The 16,132-nt window shown below is 68.3% G+C and carries 15 protein-coding genes and 6 pseudogenes; 10 read left to right on the top strand and 11 right to left on the bottom strand.

Translation table 11 applies throughout. From position 1 onward, the window contains the following. Positions 1–203 precede the first annotated feature (203 nt). Positions 204–443, top strand: a pseudogene (locus tag ACFU8Q_RS28115) (IS5/IS1182 family transposase); the annotation flags it as partial. Positions 444–653: 210 nt separating this feature from the next. Continuing rightward, positions 654–1,123, top strand: a pseudogene (locus ACFU8Q_RS28110) (DUF1062 domain-containing protein); the annotation flags it as partial. A gap of 295 nt (positions 1,124–1,418) precedes the next feature. On the opposite strand, the gene ACFU8Q_RS28105 reads toward ACFU8Q_RS28110, so the two are convergent. The 3 genes from ACFU8Q_RS28105 to ACFU8Q_RS28095 are packed head-to-tail and all read right to left on the bottom strand — an operon-like array spanning position 1,419 to position 3,173. Further along, positions 1,419–1,874 (bottom strand): DUF6069 family protein, encoded by a 456-nt coding sequence (locus ACFU8Q_RS28105; RefSeq protein WP_384458676.1) that lies wholly within the window; start codon positions 1,872–1,874, stop codon positions 1,419–1,421. Then, positions 1,858–2,154, bottom strand: a complete 297-nt coding sequence (locus ACFU8Q_RS28100; protein WP_384458674.1) for a hypothetical protein — start codon at positions 2,152–2,154, stop codon at positions 1,858–1,860. Before ACFU8Q_RS28100 ends, ACFU8Q_RS28105 begins: the two co-directional genes overlap by 17 nt. Positions 2,155–2,159: 5 nt before the next feature. After that, positions 2,160–3,173 (bottom strand): RNA polymerase subunit sigma-70, encoded by a 1,014-nt coding sequence (locus tag ACFU8Q_RS28095; protein WP_384458672.1) that lies wholly within the window; start codon positions 3,171–3,173, stop codon positions 2,160–2,162. 125 nt (positions 3,174–3,298) lie between these two features. Between ACFU8Q_RS28095 and ACFU8Q_RS28090 the strand changes: the two genes are divergently transcribed. Continuing rightward, positions 3,299–3,811, top strand: coding sequence for a nitronate monooxygenase (locus tag ACFU8Q_RS28090; RefSeq protein WP_384458670.1), 513 nt, complete (start codon positions 3,299–3,301; stop codon positions 3,809–3,811). Positions 3,812–3,861: 50 nt separating this feature from the next. Here ACFU8Q_RS28090 and ACFU8Q_RS28085 read toward each other — a convergent pair whose 3' ends face one another. Next, entirely contained in the window at positions 3,862–4,017 is a 156-nt protein-coding gene (locus ACFU8Q_RS28085) for a hypothetical protein (RefSeq protein WP_384458668.1), read from the bottom strand. Between the two features lie 20 nt (positions 4,018–4,037). Between ACFU8Q_RS28085 and ACFU8Q_RS28080 the strand changes: the two genes are divergently transcribed. Continuing rightward, entirely contained in the window at positions 4,038–4,361 is a 324-nt protein-coding gene (locus tag ACFU8Q_RS28080; RefSeq protein ID WP_384458666.1) for a hypothetical protein, read from the top strand. Positions 4,362–4,557: 196 nt separating this feature from the next. Here the strand turns inward: ACFU8Q_RS28080 and ACFU8Q_RS28075 are convergent, their stop codons facing one another. Beyond that, positions 4,558–5,070 carry a MarR family winged helix-turn-helix transcriptional regulator gene (locus ACFU8Q_RS28075; protein WP_384458664.1) on the bottom strand — a complete coding sequence of 171 codons (513 nt, stop codon included), beginning with the start codon at positions 5,068–5,070 and terminating at the stop codon, positions 4,558–4,560. A 51-nt stretch (positions 5,071–5,121) separates the two neighbouring features. Here ACFU8Q_RS28075 and ACFU8Q_RS28070 point away from each other — a divergent pair, with 51 nt between their 5' ends. Further along, positions 5,122–6,078, top strand: coding sequence for a DMT family transporter (locus tag ACFU8Q_RS28070; protein WP_384458662.1), 957 nt, complete (start codon positions 5,122–5,124; stop codon positions 6,076–6,078). 101 nt (positions 6,079–6,179) lie between these two features. Beyond that, positions 6,180–6,362, top strand: a pseudogene (locus ACFU8Q_RS28065) (D-aminoacylase); the annotation flags it as partial. Here the strand turns inward: ACFU8Q_RS28065 and ACFU8Q_RS28060 are convergent. Continuing rightward, positions 6,359–7,216: a serine protease gene (locus tag ACFU8Q_RS28060; protein WP_384458678.1), complete on the bottom strand. Its 858-nt coding sequence runs from the start codon at positions 7,214–7,216 to the stop codon at positions 6,359–6,361. The pseudogene ACFU8Q_RS28065 and the gene ACFU8Q_RS28060 overlap by 4 nt on opposite strands. 535 nt (positions 7,217–7,751) lie before the next feature. On the opposite strand from ACFU8Q_RS28060, the gene ACFU8Q_RS28055 reads away from it, so the two are divergent. After that, entirely contained in the window at positions 7,752–8,426 is a 675-nt protein-coding gene (locus ACFU8Q_RS28055; RefSeq protein ID WP_384458660.1) for an alpha/beta fold hydrolase, read from the top strand. A gap of 633 nt (positions 8,427–9,059) precedes the next feature. Here the strand turns inward: ACFU8Q_RS28055 and ACFU8Q_RS28050 are convergent. After that, positions 9,060–10,307, bottom strand: coding sequence for an MFS transporter (locus ACFU8Q_RS28050; RefSeq protein WP_384458658.1), 1,248 nt, complete (start codon positions 10,305–10,307; stop codon positions 9,060–9,062). 95 nt (positions 10,308–10,402) lie between these two features. Between ACFU8Q_RS28050 and ACFU8Q_RS28045 the strand changes: the two genes are divergently transcribed. Next, a complete protein-coding gene (locus ACFU8Q_RS28045) occupies positions 10,403–10,855 on the top strand; it encodes a winged helix-turn-helix transcriptional regulator (RefSeq protein ID WP_384458656.1) in 453 nt (150 codons plus the stop codon). Positions 10,856–11,015: 160 nt separating this feature from the next. Further along, positions 11,016–11,114, top strand: a pseudogene (locus tag ACFU8Q_RS28040) (IS5/IS1182 family transposase); the annotation flags it as partial. Between the two features lie 7 nt (positions 11,115–11,121). Here the strand turns inward: ACFU8Q_RS28040 and ACFU8Q_RS28035 are convergent. From ACFU8Q_RS28035 to ACFU8Q_RS28025, 3 genes and pseudogenes are all read right to left on the bottom strand, one after another. Next, positions 11,122–11,760 carry a LysE family translocator gene (locus ACFU8Q_RS28035; RefSeq protein WP_384458654.1) on the bottom strand — a complete coding sequence of 213 codons (639 nt, stop codon included), beginning with the start codon at positions 11,758–11,760 and terminating at the stop codon, positions 11,122–11,124. 199 nt (positions 11,761–11,959) lie between these two features. Then, complete coding sequence (locus ACFU8Q_RS28030; RefSeq protein ID WP_384458652.1) at positions 11,960–12,979, bottom strand: DUF4331 family protein; 1,020 nt, start codon at positions 12,977–12,979, stop codon at positions 11,960–11,962. A gap of 195 nt (positions 12,980–13,174) precedes the next feature. Further along, positions 13,175–13,857, bottom strand: a pseudogene (locus tag ACFU8Q_RS28025) (transposase); the annotation flags it as partial. Between the two features lie 281 nt (positions 13,858–14,138). On the opposite strand from ACFU8Q_RS28025, the gene ACFU8Q_RS28020 reads away from it, so the two are divergent. Next, on the top strand, positions 14,139–15,428 hold the full coding sequence (locus tag ACFU8Q_RS28020) for a peptide ligase PGM1-related protein (RefSeq protein ID WP_384458650.1): 1,290 nt from the start codon (positions 14,139–14,141) through the stop codon (positions 15,426–15,428). A 596-nt stretch (positions 15,429–16,024) separates the two neighbouring features. Here the strand turns inward: ACFU8Q_RS28020 and ACFU8Q_RS28015 are convergent. Further along, a pseudogene (locus tag ACFU8Q_RS28015) lies at positions 16,025–16,132 on the bottom strand (orotate phosphoribosyltransferase); the annotation flags it as partial.

Here is a 16,132-nt window from a genome sequence, read left to right as displayed (position 1 = left end):
GTGGGTGGCGCGGGGGGGGACAGTACTTAGCTGGGTTGGAGGCCGCTTGCCCGGACTTGAGTGAGACGACCTTGCGAAACCCGTCTCACTCAAGTCCGGGCACCGCAGGTCAGGGGCCCGCCTCACCCGGACTTATCTGAGACCGGACACTGATCACCGGGTGGCGAACCAAACCCAACGAACACGTACCGGTCAGAGGATGGCCGTGGCCCAGGAATCTTGCCGTGGCGACTCGCGGGGGCGGGTCTTGCGCCGGGCTTCTCTGCGACCGAAGCCAGCCTGCCGGCTTCGACACGACGATCTACAAGCGGAGGAACGAAGTTGAGCGGACGATCAACGCCCTCAAGAACTTCCGGGCCGTCGCGACGAGGTTCGACAAGCGCGCCTACGTCTTCTACGGCACCGTCGCCATTGCCTCGATCCGGCACTGGCTCCGCCCGTGATCCGCCGGGCAGAACCTGGCGGTGAGCGCTGGAAAACCACTGGAGCAGCGCCGCTGCGTGCCATTACCGTGCTACCGAACCAAGTCGTCTGGGCAAGGACGTGCCGTTGTACACCCTGTGAGATCTCCCGAGCGCTGATTCGTCGCGCGTCGCGCATGTGCGCCGCGCTGCTTTTTGCTGCGGACTTCTCACGGAAACCGGTGTACTTCTGTGCTCAAAAACTGGGTGGTCGTGCCCACCTGCCTGCCGCTCGTTCTCCGCCGTTGCCACGCGTGCGCGTCCGAGCGCTTTCGGGCAAGCGGTAAATTCCGCGTCAACGCCAACCACAAGCTCGTCGACGCCTGGCTCCTCGCGCTCCGTACCGCTTGCGGGGAAACTGCAATGCTCACGGTCCTGGAGCGGATGAATGTGCGCTCCGTACGACCTGAGCTGCTGGACCGGCTGCATGACAACGACCCTGGCCTGACAGCTGAGCTGCTCCAGGATCCGGTCGTACGGCGCCGCGACGTGGGCGGCTCGGGTCGAACCGAGCGGCCGGCCTGGCAGTCGCCGTACGGTCCGCCGCCGCACCGGGCGCACCGCGGCCGGTGGACGCCTGTGCCGGTGTTGGCCAGGTCTCGGTCCGCTTTGCGGCGCGGATACCTGTGCGGCCGGTGCGACTGATCGCCGAAGGTTCGGGCTTTCGCGAGCCGATGGCGCCCGAAGGGCAGCCGGTTGTCCCGATGATCCCGTGGGAGGCGCGCGACGGCGGGGTCGGCCAGGGTGAACGCGACCGGGGTACCCGGTGCGCCCCATCCCGAGCGGATGGCGTTTGGTCTTCAGCCCACAAGGCACCCTGTGCTTCTTCGCACACGCCACTCAGCTTCCGAATTGACCAAGAACAAGGAACCTGGAATGGAGGGTGGCAGCACCGGGGGGCCACGTGAGTGCGCTCGCGCACGCCCTTGCGCCGCGCGTTGTCCCGTTGCGGGATCGTCAATCGGTCCGGGTGTCCAGGCTCCGCACCAGGGTGGGGATCATCACCGTCGCAGGGACGAGGTGTAGCCCGAGGAGGGCGGTGGTGGTGGCGGTGTTTGCCCCGGAGAGGAGGGGCGGGACCAACGAGATCGCGGTCAGCGACACTGCCGTCCACACGAATCGCTTGGCGGGACGAGCGCTCCAGCGAAGAAGAGCGGCGGCAATGACGATGCCCACGACCGAGAGGAAGCCGGTCACCACGGCGAACCCGGACAACGGGATCGCCTCGCCATCATCGGGGACCTCGAAGTCGACACCAACGGCCTGGGCAAGCGCAGCGGCGAGGGTGGTGGCCACCATCGCTGCGAGCGTGGCGATGAAGCCGGTGCCGGCGAGCCTGCGGAGAGGGTTGGTGTGGCTGGTCCGGCCCGATGCCGTGCCTGCGACGACTCCGGTGTCATTCATGCTGTTCATGTCGTTCCTCCATCATTCGGTAACTGGCGTACTGGCATGTGACGGTCCTGGCCTTGGGGGTGACGATGCGCACCCTCGCCGTGCGACGGCCGGGGTTCCGCAGGGCGCGGACGCCGGTGCCGCGGAGCCAGAACCCGGCGCCGCGTCCGAGGACCGGCCCGGGCTCGCCGTCGCGCAGCTCCAGCTGCACCCGCCCGCGGGTGACGACGCCGAACGCGTCGCACCATTCCGCCGCGACCACCGCGACACGCGCGCCACCGCGCAGCGCGAGCGTCCGCACCGGGACTACTCCGTGCCGTCCGCCGGCAGGCGCTCCGGCAGCCCGAGCCGTGGGAACTGGTCGTCGTGGAACGTGACGATCTCGGTGATCGCCCCGCCGGTGACCCGCAGGACGTCGATCGCCAGCGGCAGGTACGCGCCCTCCCGCTTCCGCCAGAGGTAGAAGGCGACGGCGGGCTGCCGGTTCACGGAGGTGAGGACGGCGCGCTGGTGCTTCATGCCCTCGAAGCCGCTCTCGACCCAGCCGTTCACCACCGTGTCGCGGCCGACGTACAGGCCAGGCGTGGGCGGCATCGAGAAGCGAACGTCGTCCCGCAGCAGTGTGGCGAGCCCGTCGACGTCCGTGGCCACGCTGGCGTCGGTATAGCGGCGCACCAGCTCGCGCGTCCCGGCGTCCTCGCCGCCGCCGGTCCAGTCCTGCCGCTCGGCGGGCAGGTGCTCCCGCAGGCCGGCGCGGGCTCGCTGCAGCGCGCTGTTCACAGAGTTGACGGAGTCCCCGAGGAGCTCCGCGACGTGCTTCGCCGGCCAGCCGAGCACGTCCCGCAGGATCAGCACGGCCCGCGGGCGCGGCGCGAGATGCTGGACTGCGACCAGGTACGCCAGCTCGATCGTCTCCCGCGCGACGGCGACGGTCTCCGGCTCGTCCGCGTCTCCCGCGGGCAGCTCGTCGAGCAGCCGGTCCGGGTAGGGCTGCAGCCACAGCACCTCGCCACCGGTAGCGGGTTCCGGGCGGCGTTTGGCGAGCAGGTCCAGGCAGGCGTTGGTGGCGATCCGGTACAGCCAGGCCCGGAACGTCGACCGCCCCTCGAAGGTCTCCCGCCGCCGCCAGGCACGGAGGAACGTCTCCTGCACGGTGTCCTCGGCGTCCTCGAACGACCCGAGCATCCGGTAGCAGTGCACGTGCAGCTCCCGCCGGTGCCGCTCCACCAGCCCCGAGAACGCCGGCTCGTCGACCTCGCCCGGACCGCTCCCGCCCAGACCACTCTCGCCCAGCTCCTCCAGCCGCGTGTCCGCACTCATCACGTCATCCTTCCGTCTCGTCGTGTCCCGTCGTAGGTATGACGTGTGCGGGCGCGACAACTCATCACCAGGGTCGGTCGGCATGGCTGAGCGTTTTCACCCTTGGTAGGTCGGCGGCCGGCCCGGTGCCGGTGCTCGCGGCCGGCGGCATCGCCGACGGACGGGGCCTGGCCGCCGCCCTCGCGCTCGGGGCCCAGGGCGTCTGGATGGGCACCCGCTTCCTGGCCGCACGGGAGTCCGCGAGCCACCGGGTGTACCGCGAGGCGCAGCTTGGGCCGGCTCCGCAGGACGCCTCCTACACCCGCTGCTTCGACGGGGGCTGGCCGCACGCCCCGCACCGCGCCCTGCGCAACTCCACGATGGCGGACTGGGAGGCGGCGGGCTCTCCCCCGGCACCGGATCGGCCCGGCGAGGGCACGGTGCTGGCCACCGACGGCGAGGGCGGTGCCCACCACCGGTACGACGACACCGTCCCCCTCTCGGGGATGTCCGGCGACCTGGAGGCAATCGCCCTGTACGCGGGCCAGTCGGTTGGCCTGGTGAACAACATGGCCGGGGCTGCAGAGATCGTCACGGACGTCGTCGCACACGCCCGTCGGCTCACACGTGTGCCGAGGCGTCCTGATGACGGGACATGAACCGTCGGGGCCGAAGCGGCGGCAGCGGGCCGCCCCCAACCCCGCCCGTTTCACAGCGACATGTCGAACGACCAGTACATCGCGTTGATCGCGGGGGTCAGCGCAACCCACACCAGGAACCCGTGCATCATCGCGCGATGATTCCGGCTGCAGCGGTCACGCCGCATCTCGCGATCGGTCGGCCACAACACCGCAAGGCCCACCACAACCGTTCGGCAAGGACTTCGTGAAGGACTACCAGGCCGAGCAGATGCTCGAACTGATCCACGGCGGCTACGACCCCGAGCTGCTGTGGTGCGACATCGGCGGCCCGAACGACAGCCTGAACGTCCTGTCCGAGTACTTCAACCACAGCGAGAACCGGCCGAAGCCGCGTGGGCTCGGCCCCATCGGTGGCCCGCGCGACTGCCTCGTACAGGCGCCGCTCACGCCTGCTCATCAGTTAAGAACTCCACCGGCACGGTCGGACCGTAGCCACCCACGACGTTCCGCCCAGCGGGTTCCCCCGAGCCCCGGCAGCACCACCGCCCGGTGTGCCAGCCGACCATGATCAATCTCAGCAGCATTTTCAGTACCGCAACTACTCACACTCCGTGATCCTCACGGGTTCAGGTGAACCGAAGGCTCCTCAGCGCGATCCCACGCGTCCACCGGTGTGCTTCAAGTCGGTGCATCTGTGGGTTCGGGTGAAACACGAGGATGCCGAGCGAGCCGAAGAGCTTCGGCCGTGACATTCGGAGGAGTCACTACGGTGCGCCGGGAGGCGTCTCGACACGTGCCAGCCAGGCGGTGAGCAGTGTTTCGAGACGTGCGGCCTCGTCGGGGTCGAGCTCGTCGAGTATGCGGCGTTCGTTGCTCATGTGGTCGGCGAAGGCCCGGTCGAACAGCTCCCGTCCTGCCGGAGTGAGTGCGACCACGCGTCCCCGGCCGTCCTCGACGGACCGGCGACGTGTGACCAGCCCGTTGCGTTCGAGTCGGTCGATGCGTTTGGTCATCGCGCCCGTGGTGACCATGGTGAACGTGGCCAGCTCACCCGGGGCGCGCTCGAAGGGGTTCCCGGCCCTCCGGAGCGCCGCCAGGACGTCGAACTCTCCCTCGTTCAGTCCGTAACGCCGGTAGACCAGGCACAACTGCTCGGTCAGAAGACTGGCAAGGCGATGGAGCCGGCCGATCACGCCTTGAGGGCTCACATCCACATCTGGGCGCTCGCGGGCCCACTCGGCCTGAATGCGGGCGACGTGATCCTTGTAGTCGTTCACGGCTTCATCATAGCTTCCAGGGAAGCTATATTTCCTTCCGTGGAAGCTACTATGCGATGGACACTCGTGACGGCGATCGCTCCGGTCGCCTGGGGGACGAACTACTTCGTCACCCACGAATACCTGCCCACCGACCACCCGCTCTACGGCGCGGTGATCAGGGCTCTGCCCGCAGGGGTCCTGCTGCTGGCGCTGTGTCGGCAGGTACCCCACGGGGCGTGGTGGTGGAAGTCGCTGATTCTCGGCACCCTCAACATGGGGTCCTTCTTCGCCCTGGTCTACCTCGCGGCCCAGTTGCTGCCGACGAGCATCGCCTCCACCATCATGGCGGCCTCACCGCTGGTCCTGATACTGCTCGCCTGGGCCGTGATCGCGGAACGCCCCCGCGGCCTCCCGCTGCTGGGCGGCGGCATCGGTATCGCAGGCGTATGTCTGATGCTGTTTACCGGCACCGTGACCCTGAACGCACTCGGCGTCCTCGCATCGGCCACAGCGATGGTGACGTCCTCCTTCGGCTACGTGCTCGCGAAGCGGTGGAGCACCGAGGTCGACGTCCTCGCCTCGACATCGTGGCAGCTCATTGCCGGAGGCCTGGTCGTCCTGCCGTTGGCCGTCGTCCGCGAAGGAACACCGCCCGCCCTCAATGCGGGCGCGGTCCTCGGATTCGCCTACGTCACCGTCGTCGCGACCGCGGTCGCCTTCGTTGCCTGGTTCGCCGGCCTGCGCCATCTGCCGGCAGCTGCTGTCGGCCTGGTCGGACTGCTGAACCCGGTCACCGGCGTGCTGCTCGGCACCGTCATCGCCAAAGAGACCCTCACTCTGCAGCAGATATGTGGACTGATCCTTGTCCTGCTCGGGATCGTGCTCGGGCAACCCATCGCCGTCACAGCCGCCGCTCGCGTCCGGTCCCGGGCAACCGGAGCAGACTCCCGTCGCGACACATCTGTCGGCCGAACCAGCTGCCTAGGCCGGCGAGAATCCAACTGCTCCACACAGCAGGACTGTTGACCGAGCCCAATGCTCTCTCGGCTCCTTCTGCGCCCGCCGCAGAGCGGGCATGGCCGGCTTGATGCGCGTGGTGCCGGTCGAGGGCGCACCGGCCAGCGCATCGGTCTCTCCTGGTGCTCTTCGACCCGGACACAGTGGCGGCGGGCTCGACGTTCGAGGCGCCGCGCACCCTGCCGGTGGACATCCCGCACGTGCTGATCGACGGGCGATTCGTCATCGAGGACGGCCGCCGCACGGACGTGCCCGCGGGCCGGTCCGTACGGCGTACGCCCTCTGCGGACTAGGCCTGGGGCTCGGGGAGTTCACATCCCTTGCGGCCCAGGTCGAGCTTGCTGCCGTCGACGACGCACGGCACGATCCCGTAGGTCTCCTGCGCGTAGTGCGTGTCCTGGCGGACGGTGATGCGCCCCTTGCGATCGACCTCGCAGGGGTTGTTGAGCGTGCACTGCTCGCCGTCATCGTTACCAGTGTTGTTGACGGCGACCACGCGTCCGGTGTGGTCGTCAATCACCGGGGAGCCGGAGGTGCCACCGATGGTCTGGCACGCGGGCGTGTAGCGCACCGAGTCCTTCCAGGTCCACCAGTACTCCTTGAGCTGGTCCACGAACCCGTCGATGGAGCACTTGTACTGCTTCTTCCAGTACCCCGACGCCACGGTGATCTCGGTGTTCTTGCGCGGGTGGCGCGGGTCGAGCAGCAGCGGCCGTACGTGGTACTTGCTCTCGATCTCGGCGTAGGTGCTGGTCGTCCGGTACAGCGAGATGTCGGTGTCGGTCATCGTCGCGTACGAGATCTGGTCGGCCTGGAGCGTGCCGAGCACCCCGGCGTCCTCGTCGAGGAGCTTGAACGTGCGGGTGGACGGCTGGTCCACGATCACCTGGCCGGCCTTCGGGAAGCCGCTCTCGATGCAGTGCCCGTTGGACAGCACGAGGGCGGGATCGTCGGGCTGTGACTGCGGGGTGCGCACGACGGAGCCGGAACAGTTGCTGAGTGCGACAGTGCCGGCGAACGTGACGGGCGCGTCGTTAGGTCTCGCGCGGGTGCCGGCGTCCCCGCCGGCGGTCCCGGCGACGGCGGGTGCCGCGCCTGCGCCGACCAGGGCGAGCGCGAACGCCGCGCCGGTGAGCGCCTTGCCGATCCTCGGTGAGCGACGTGTCGTGCGTGTCATCGGTGCTGCAGGTGACATTGGGTGGAGCCCCCTTACCGACGCCGGGTGTGACGTCTGTAGCCGATGGTTGCCGTGCGCATTCTTCGGTGCCGACGGGCGGCGGGACAAGGGGTGTGATCAAATCCGTGTCCCGCCGCGGTCCGCGGGCGCGGCGGACGCGGGCACGGGCCAGGCCCGGTGCACAAGCGGACCCGAACTCGCGCTCATGGTGCGTGACTTGATGTTCCCCCAGGTCACGTCAGCTCCGGCGGGATCGCCGGAGCGGCGGGCAGGGGGTGCGGTGGGCGGGGCTGGTACGGCAATGTGGTCGCGGCAGCGCCCTGGCCGCCTCGGGGCCGCGCGGCGGATTTCGGCTGGCACGGGCCCCGAAGAAAGAGGTTGGTCATCCCGCGCTCAGTCGAATGCAGCGCTGTCCGTGCATCGGTTGCCGACACAGTCATGACCGATGATTTTCATCGGTCCCGACGGTCTCAATGTTCCAAGAGCGAAGCGGAGGGCGAGAGGGATGAGCATGTTTGTCTTGATTCCCGGGTCCGGGGGTGCGGCCTGGTACTGGCATCGTGTGGTGCCCGAGTTGCACGCCAGGGGGCACGAGGCGGTCGCTGTCGAGCTGCCCGGCGCCGACGAATCCGCGGGGCTGCCCGAGTACACCGACGCGGTGGTTGCCGCGATCGGCGACCATGACGACGTTGTGTTGGTGGCCCAGTCGATGGGCGGCTTCACCGCCCCGATGGTCTGCGCTCGCGTGCGAGTGGATCTGCTGGTGCTGGTTAACGCGATGGTCCCGCTGCCGGGCGAGACGCCCGGACAGTGGTGGGACAACACCGAAGCGCCGGCAGCCCGCGTCGCCGCGGCCGAAGCAGGCGGGTACAGCCCGGATTTCGACCTGTCCACCTACTTCCTGCACGACGTGCCGACCGAGGTCGCCGCCGCCGGAGCGGCGCACGACCGGCCTGAGGCCGAAGCCGCGTTCAGCCAGCCTTGCGGCATCGAACGATGGCCGGATGTGACCACTCGCGTGCTTGCCACAGCCGAAGACCGGTTCTTCCCCCCGGAGTTCCAGCGCCGAGTGGCCCGCGACCGCCTCGGGATTAACACCGACGAGGTCCGCGGCGGTCACCTGGTTGCGCTGTCGCGCCCAGTCGGTCTGGTCGACCGACTGCTCGAGTATCTGCGCTGACGAGCGGCGGGCCCTCCCCGTCCGACCACACCAGTGCCGTCATTTCCCAGGAACAAGCACGAGCCTGTTGATCGCCCACTGCTGCTGAATCTCGTCGATATACCTGTTGCTGAAAGCGAACGAAGCCAGCCACCGCTGCCGCGCTGGTCATCCGGCTCCGCACGTGATCGGCCGGACAGCTCCTAATCGTGCAGGGCACCAACGCGGGTCTGGACGCCGCGCGAGCAGAGGCGAACTCCGCTTCGCGGTCTCCCGGTCGGCGAAGCTGTGCCAGACGGCCTCGCTCTGCACGAACAGCTCCACCGACCAGCCGCGGTACACCAGATTCTCCCGGTTGGGCGCGGGCGGCCCGTAGCCGCCCAAGGCTATCGTTGCGCTGACGGTGGCGGTCTGGAACACGGCGGCGGTGTCAGCCCAGCTCTCGTACAGCTGCGGCCATGGCGACCCAGCACACCTCCGACGCCGAACTTACCGCTCAGCCGACTGCGTACTGGACCGGAGTGGGCTGCCCGCGAGGCCCTGATCTCGTTGATCAGCCGCCTGAACCACGGATATGCCGTCCGCTCGATCGAGGTCACAACCCACCCCGCCCCAGACGAAACCCGACATCACCACCAAAGACACCGAGTCGAACTACGCGACGGTCGGCAAGGTCCGGGGTGCTGTTCGAGTGAACGCCCACAGCACGAGCCCGAGGCAGCTGAACGCGGCACCCAGTACGCATACGGCGCCCCAGCCGGCCATCGCGTAGAGGAAGGTCGCGGCGATGGCGCCGGTGGCGCTGCCGACCGAGTAGAAGACCATGTAACCGCCGATCAGCCGGCTGCCCGCGTCCGGGCGCAGCGCGTAGATCAGGGTCTGGTTGGTGACATGGACCGCCTGCACGGCGAGGTCGAGAAGGATCACCCCGACGACCAGGGCCCAGAGCGAGCTGCGGGTGAAGGCCAAGGGCAGCCACGAGGCGGCGAGCAGTGCCAGGGCGATGCCGGTGGTCCGCCGGGAGAGTCCGCGGTCGTTCAGGCGGCCCGCCACGGTCGCGGCCAGGGCGCCGGCGACGCCGATCAGCCCCAGCGCCCCGATCGCACTGTGGGACAGGAAGTACGGGGCCTCACTGAGCGGCAGCGCGACGCTGCTCCACAGGGTGCTGAAGGCGGCGAAGATCAGCAGACCGAACAGGGCCCGGAGCCGCAGCAGTCGTTCCCGTGCGAACAGGGTGATCGTGGAGCGCAGGAGCTGTCCGTAGCGCAGGGTTGTCGGCGGAGCGTCACTGTGGCGCGGCAGTACTCGGTACAGGACCAGGGCGAGCAGAGCGACGAGCGACGCCGAGGCGAGATAGACGGAGCGCCAGCCCGCGAGATCGGCCATGAGGCCGGATGCGGTGCGGGCGAGCAGGATTCCGATGACCACGCCGCTGGTGACCTGACCGACGATCCGTCCGCGCCCGGCGGGAGGGGCCAGTGATGCCGCGAAGGCCACCAGCGTCTGCGTGACGACCGCGAGAAGTCCCGTCGCGGCCATGCCCGCGAGCAGGATCGCCGCCGTGTGTGCGGCGGCTACCACCGCCAGTGCCGCCACCAGGAGCAGCAACTGGGCCACGATGAGCCGTCTGCGGTCGACCACGTCGCCCAGCGGCACGAGGAAGAAGAGTCCCAGCCCGTATCCGACCTGCGTGAGGGTGACCACGCTGCCGACAAGAGCCGGGCTCATGGCGAGGTCGTGGCCCATGGTCACCAGGAGCGGCTGGGAGAAGTAGACGTTCGCCACTGTGGCCCCGCAGGCGACAGCGAACAGTATGACGACGCCGCGGGGCAGGGCGGGCGCGGAACCTCCCCCGCTTCGGGCCTCGGCCTGTCGTGTCACAGCCTCACCGTTGCCGGGCATCAGCACTCCTCGCGTAACTGGTTTCATCTTGCTACCAGTGGTGACGGTAAGCTTTTTGGTAGCATGTTGCAACCGTTGTGAGAGTGAGGGACGCCATGGTGACCAGGACGCGCTTCGACGACAGCGAATGCCCCGTCGCCCGGTCGGTGGACGCGATCGGCGACTGGTGGTCCCTGCTGATCGTGCGGGACGCCTTCGACGGAAGCCGGCGCTTCGGAGAGTTCCAGCGCAGCCTCGGCGTGGCGAAGAACATCCTCACCACGCGTCTGCGCACCCTGGTCGCCGGCGGTGTCCTCGAATCCGTCCCCGCCTCGGACGGCAGCGCCTACCGCGAGTACGTACTGACTCCGAAGGGCAAGGCGCTCTTCCCCGTCATCGTGGCACTGCGGCAGTGGGGCGAACAGAACTTCTTCGCCCCCGGTGAACCACACTCACAGTTGGTCGACCGCCGACAGGGACATCGCCTCCACGCACTGGAAGTGCTGTCCGCGGACGGGCGACGGCTGGACCCCGACGACACAATCGTCCACAAGGTCTCCACCCAGTGATCTGAGCCGGAGAGCCGTGCCGACGCGCCCCTCTGCCGGTGATTCCGAGGCCGGGTGAGGGGCCTGGGCAGCCGGTTGCTCCGGCTCCTCCGCCCCGACCGGATGAACGGCGCGAAGGGGATTGCGGCGCGTGCTGCGGAAGGCGTCCGAGGCCACCGGCCAATCCTGGCGTGGCCTGGCCCTACGGACCGACAAACTCGCCATCGTATATCAGGCCGCGGTCCACCTCGCCGCCATCCTGGTCTGGGCCCGGCGCTGAGGGGGGATCAACTGCTGAGAGCCAGTCGGATGCCGAAGACGCCGATGACGGTTCCGGTGATCCGATCGAGCAGACGTCGGGCCTGGGGCTTGCGGAGCCAGCCATGCAGGACGCGGGCGAAACCTATGAGGACAGCCGACCAGAGCAGACCTATGACGATGTGCACCGTGGTGAGCAGGAGCCCCACAGTGAAGTGGCTTGTGCCGACCGGGATGAACTGCGGCAGCACCGCGACGTAGAAGGCGCCCATCTTCGGGTTGAGGAGGTTGGTGAGTGTTCCCTGACGCCAGCCGCCGCTGAATGAGTCCGCGCCGGCGAGCAAGGGGGAGGCGCCCGTGTCCGAAGCAGGTGACACCCGGAAGGTATCCCGGAGCATGCGGGCCGCCATCCAGACCAGGTAGGCGGCCCCCGCCCAGCGAAGAGCTGTGTAGGCGAGGTGGGATGCCGTGACAAGCGCAGTCACTCCGAGCGAGGTGAGTACGCCCCACAACAGGGTGCCGGTCTGGATTCCGAGGACGACGCCCCAGGCTCTCCTGCGCCGGCCAAGGGCCGAGGTACGCAAGATCAGCGCGGTGTCGAGTCCGGGAGTCAGTGTGAGAAGCCCTACAACCAGGGCGAAGGACCACAGGGCGGTGCTTATTGCCATGGAATGCCAGGTTACCCCGCCTGATCTCCCGCCTCACTACCGGGTACGCGTGGCTGCCCACTGCGGTAGCGGACCAGCCCAGACATTCCTGCGGTTCAATCCCAAGCTCAAACAGACGGGCCCTCGTCCGATTCACTGACCGATCAGCCTGTCCCGGCTCGGCCGTCGGAGCCCCGAGTGTGTCTCCCGCCGGAATCCGTCAGGAGGTGGCTGCCGGGTGCGGGTCGCCGAGGTACGGGAACCGGTCCAGGGTGTCGGTGTGCGGCGTTAGACCGGTGGGCGGCGCCTCGTTCTTGGTGAGGAACGCGACGCGGATGTCGATGACGTCTTCCGTGAATGTCCGGCCATTCGGGTACGCGGCAGGCTTGGACGGGTCGAAGTGCAGCACGTCCGGCAGGAGGCCGTGCTCGTCGAGCGCGGCGATCGCCTCCTCACGCGAGTAGCCGCCGGTGTGGCCCAACAGGTGGACGAACTGGTCCGTCCACCTGGCCCGGTCGTTAACCGGCTCGCCGGCGTTGTACTCCTCCTTCGTGTCGTCGGTGTTGAAGAAGCTGCTCATTGACGGGTGCCCGGCCCGGTCCGCGTGGACGAGTTCGCCGTCGCGTAGGACGCTGCACCGGCCCCAGATGTGCAGCTCGGGCTTGGGGGCCAGCTCCGCGGTCGGCAGTTCGATGGCCATGGAGAAGACATTGGCCGTGCTGTTGGAGTCGACGCCGGTCCACGGGGATTTTCCGCCCAGATGCGGCGCGGTGAAATTCCGGTTGCCGCTGGTGTCGAACAGATTCTTGATTCCGTCGAAGTCGAAGAAAAAGGCGTCACTGCGGCTACCGGCGGCCACCTTGTAGTCGCCGCTGCTGACCACGTTGGCCTGGGGGCCGAAGGAGACGTCGACGTCCGAAACGATCTTGGTGCCGACCGCCTCGGGCCTGCGGGACTCCGCACCGGTTGCCATGAAGACGCTGTAGGTCTGCGAGCCGTCGGATGCCGGCGGGCTGAAGACCCAACTGAAGGCGCCGTCGGTCAGGTAATCGCCGTCGTTGTCAATGTTCAGGCGGTATACGGCGTCGGGGTGCATGGCATCTGCGTTGGGATTGGCGTTGAGGATGAGAACGGTCCTGCTCGGATCGCCGGGTGCCCCGAAGGCATATAGGTCGCACAGATCGAGACGCTGGTCGCCGAGTGGTGGCCCAAGGCTGAGGCCGGTGAAGTGGTTGGACATGTTAGGCCCTTCCATTGCTCGCCCATCGGAAACTGCCAGAACGCTCGAACGGCCGTTCCGGGGCGTGTGAGGTACACCCACACCTGGGCGGTGCACCCACGCTAGCCGCCACAGCAGTCCGACCATCGAGGGCGAAGGCACAGCCGTCAAACAACGCTCGAATGGGTCACCTCTGGGCGGGAGGCGATCGTCTCAACGCATCACCAGGCCCGGAGCGGGCGGCGCGGTCCTGTCCGCGATCGTCGTCCGCTTCTTCTTGCGCAGATGACAGCCGACGATGTGGTTGATCCGCATCAGCCGGGTCACACGCCTGCGGTTGGCCATTGCCCCCTCGCGGGCAGCTCAGCATGGACGCGTGGGGCTCTGTAGGCGCCACGATGCTCGGCGTGGATGGCGCGGATCTCGCTCACGGTCCGCTTATCCTCGGCCCGGCGCTCGGCGCCGGCCTGCTCGGTGGCCAGGTGCTGGTAGTAGCCGGGCGCGGGACGCCCCGAGCACCCGGCAGATCCGCTTGACGCCGAAGTCGGCGCGGTTGTCGGAGATGAAGTCCCGGCGAAGGGGGTTCACTTCACCTCCCGAGCGAAATAGGCGGCTGCGCGGCGCAGGATCTCGCGCTCCAGCTACCGCTCCTGCTCGGCCTTGAGCAGCCGGGCGTTCTCCGCCGGTAGCCGGGCCGGCTCCTCGGCCGTGCCCACGCTGCCGTCGCGGCACTCGGGCGCGGCCTGAATCTCGGCCTCACGTACCCACGTCCGCAGCGATTCCGCGGTGATGCCAAGATCTGCGGCCACCGCCGCGTACATCCGCTTCCCGGCTGCGGCGCGGTAGAGCGCGACGGCATCCTTCCTGAACTCCTCCGGATACGGAGACTTGCGTTCCACCTGGGCATCCCTCCCTGGACCATCGAGATCCATCGGGAGGTGTCCACTCCACAGGATCATCCTCAGGATCGGCCAGGACCGCGAGCGTGGACACCTCCTGGGATTCCTTGTCCGCACCGGCCAGGTCGCGGTCTTTGCCGTAGAAGAGGTTCTTGTTCGCGGAGGCTATCGGCGCGTCCACAAGTGCCTGCAGGTCTCATCATGACCAGGTCAGCCGAACCTCTCCCGGCAGCCCGTGAGGGACCTGATACAGGGGTGCGGGCAGAGGGAAGGGCTGGATCATGATTGCAGAGCATGATGACGACGCACCACTGGTTCTTCTCGCGAACTTCGCTTCCCCGGTACCGGCGAGCCTCGACGCGAGTGAGGCGGTGAGAGGGTGGTCGGCGCAGGCGCCCCGGAAGATCTGGCTGGCCCGGCCCGGTGACGTGCTGGTCAGCCCCGTCCCGCTCTCGGAAGACTTCCTGCGCTACGCGGGGCTGTTACTCGGACTGCCTCACGACACCGTAGAGGTCGTTGTCGTTCCGGACCTTCCCGGAACGGGGATGCCGGAGGCCATCCGGCACCACGGACTCGGCGAGACTCTCATGAGCCTCGCCCGCCGGCACCCGGGGACGCGCTTGCTGCCCATCGTGCTGGACGGCGCGTCGGTCGCGCTCGCCGCCGAACTCGGCATCCAGGTCTATCCCTTCGCGTCCGGCCGGCCCGGTGCCTGTGTGCTGAGCGCAGTGGACCGGCTCAACACGAAGACCGGGTTCCGCGCCGTCGCGCATGCACGAGGTATCCGCATGCCGGAAGGCCGGGTATGCCGGGGCGATGAACTCCCCGATGCGGTGGCGCGGATGGTGTCCTGGTTCGGGCGAGCGGTGGTCAAGGCGGACCGCTCCGCGGGCGGTCTCGGTATGCGGTTCTTCTCCCGTCACGACCCGGCCGTGGCAGCGGAACAGGACGGGAGCGGACTGTGGGTCGTGGAGCGGTGCGTCCGCCATACGAAGGAAGTCAGCGTGCAGTGCGTCGTCGAGGCCGCCGGGCCACGGGTCATGTTCAGCGGCGAAATACTCACCCGCGACGGCTCGTTCACCGGCTACCGCTCACCCCTTCGCGATGTACCGTCCGGCACGATTGCGGAACTGGAGGGGTGGGGGCTCGCCCTGGGACAGCACCTCGCCGCCCATAGGTACGCCGGGCCGTACGGCATCGACGCGCTCCTGGGCGCCGACGGAACGCTGTACGCCACAGAGAGCAACGTACGGCGCACCGCGACCACCACACCGCACGCGATGGTCACCCGCCTCAGCCACGCCGCCAAACGACCCACACCCGCCTGGCTCATCGCCAAACGGACGACCCGTGCTCCTCACACCTTCTCCCAGGCCGTACAACGCCTCCACACCACCGGACTGGCTTACGGCCCCGCCCACGGAGAAGGCGTCATCCTCTACACCGGTAGCGCCGGTCGTCCCACCGGACCCAGCCCCCATTGGCGCTACGCCGTCCTGGGACACGACCGCCCTCGTATCGAGGAACTGGAAAGCGAACTCGCCACGGTGTTGGACCTGGTCGACCCCTGAGCCGACTCAAACACCGCATCCTGTTCTGCGGCGAGGGTGGTCGTCGCTGTCATCCTGTGAGCCGCCTTCCGGGCCGGAGGTGACGTCGGCCGAGTGGATCAGACAGGACTTCGAGGGGGCCTCCGGCCGGGCTCCTGACTTGTTGAATCGGTCCCAGACGCTCGGTCTGCAGCCGTAGCGTCCAGGGTGTCGGTCGGCATGGGCCCGCAGTGCTCCTTGCCGCCCTCGGGCCGGCTCACCGATAGCGGGCCGCCGCTGGCCGACACCCGCGCGGTGTGGTTCGACAGAGGCATGAAGGTGACGCCGTGTCGTACTCGAACGCCGAAGGCTGGGCTGGTTGAACGCCGTCGCCTACGTCTGGTGATGCACTCCAGACGCGTCGATCGTCCTCACGGAATGTGTGCCAGAACCCGTTTTTGTGGTGAATCTGTTCGTCCGGGCGGGCGACTGCGGGCCGTGTTTCGTCCGACGGGCGAGCAGTGGCCGGTAGACCCGGGAGTGATCAAGGAAAAGGTGCGTGGGTTCGGTTGTGCTTTCTCTGGCTCTGGTCCCGCTCGGCGGCCTGGTGCCCGCCCGGGCCGTTGAGGCAGCAGAGGTCCGTGCACCTTCTGCGCCTTGCGCACCACGAACGCGTCCAGCCGGCGACCGCGCGCGGCCGCCGCGTGCAGCATCGACGCGGCCACCGGGTCGGCGCCCAGCGTCAG

The sequence above is a fragment of the Streptomyces sp. NPDC057543 genome, from assembly GCF_042801895.1.
In the GTDB taxonomy this organism is placed as follows: Bacteria; Actinomycetota; Actinomycetes; order Streptomycetales; family Streptomycetaceae; genus Streptomyces.
Note: the sequence above shows the minus strand (reverse complement) of the source record. Positions and strands in the feature narration are given on the sequence as shown.

What these genes read in the sequence shown, in the direction of transcription:
- ACFU8Q_RS28095 (WP_384458672.1), bottom strand. Translation starts at nt 3,173, where the DNA reads ATGAGTGCGGACACGCGGCTGGAGGAGCTGGGCGAGAGTGGTCTGGGC.
- ACFU8Q_RS28035 (WP_384458654.1), bottom strand. Translation starts at nt 11,760, where the DNA reads ATGGCAATAAGCACCGCCCTGTGGTCCTTCGCCCTGGTTGTAGGGCTT.
- ACFU8Q_RS28020 (WP_384458650.1), top strand. Translation starts at nt 14,139, where the DNA reads ATGATTGCAGAGCATGATGACGACGCACCACTGGTTCTTCTCGCGAAC.
- ACFU8Q_RS28070 (WP_384458662.1), top strand. Translation starts at nt 5,122, where the DNA reads ATGCGATGGACACTCGTGACGGCGATCGCTCCGGTCGCCTGGGGGACG.
- ACFU8Q_RS28050 (WP_384458658.1), bottom strand. Translation starts at nt 10,307, where the DNA reads ATGCCCGGCAACGGTGAGGCTGTGACACGACAGGCCGAGGCCCGAAGC.
- ACFU8Q_RS28045 (WP_384458656.1), top strand. Translation starts at nt 10,403, where the DNA reads ATGGTGACCAGGACGCGCTTCGACGACAGCGAATGCCCCGTCGCCCGG.
- ACFU8Q_RS28105 (WP_384458676.1), bottom strand. Translation starts at nt 1,874, where the DNA reads ATGAACAGCATGAATGACACCGGAGTCGTCGCAGGCACGGCATCGGGC.
- ACFU8Q_RS28030 (WP_384458652.1), bottom strand. Translation starts at nt 12,979, where the DNA reads ATGTCCAACCACTTCACCGGCCTCAGCCTTGGGCCACCACTCGGCGAC.
- ACFU8Q_RS28055 (WP_384458660.1), top strand. Translation starts at nt 7,752, where the DNA reads ATGAGCATGTTTGTCTTGATTCCCGGGTCCGGGGGTGCGGCCTGGTAC.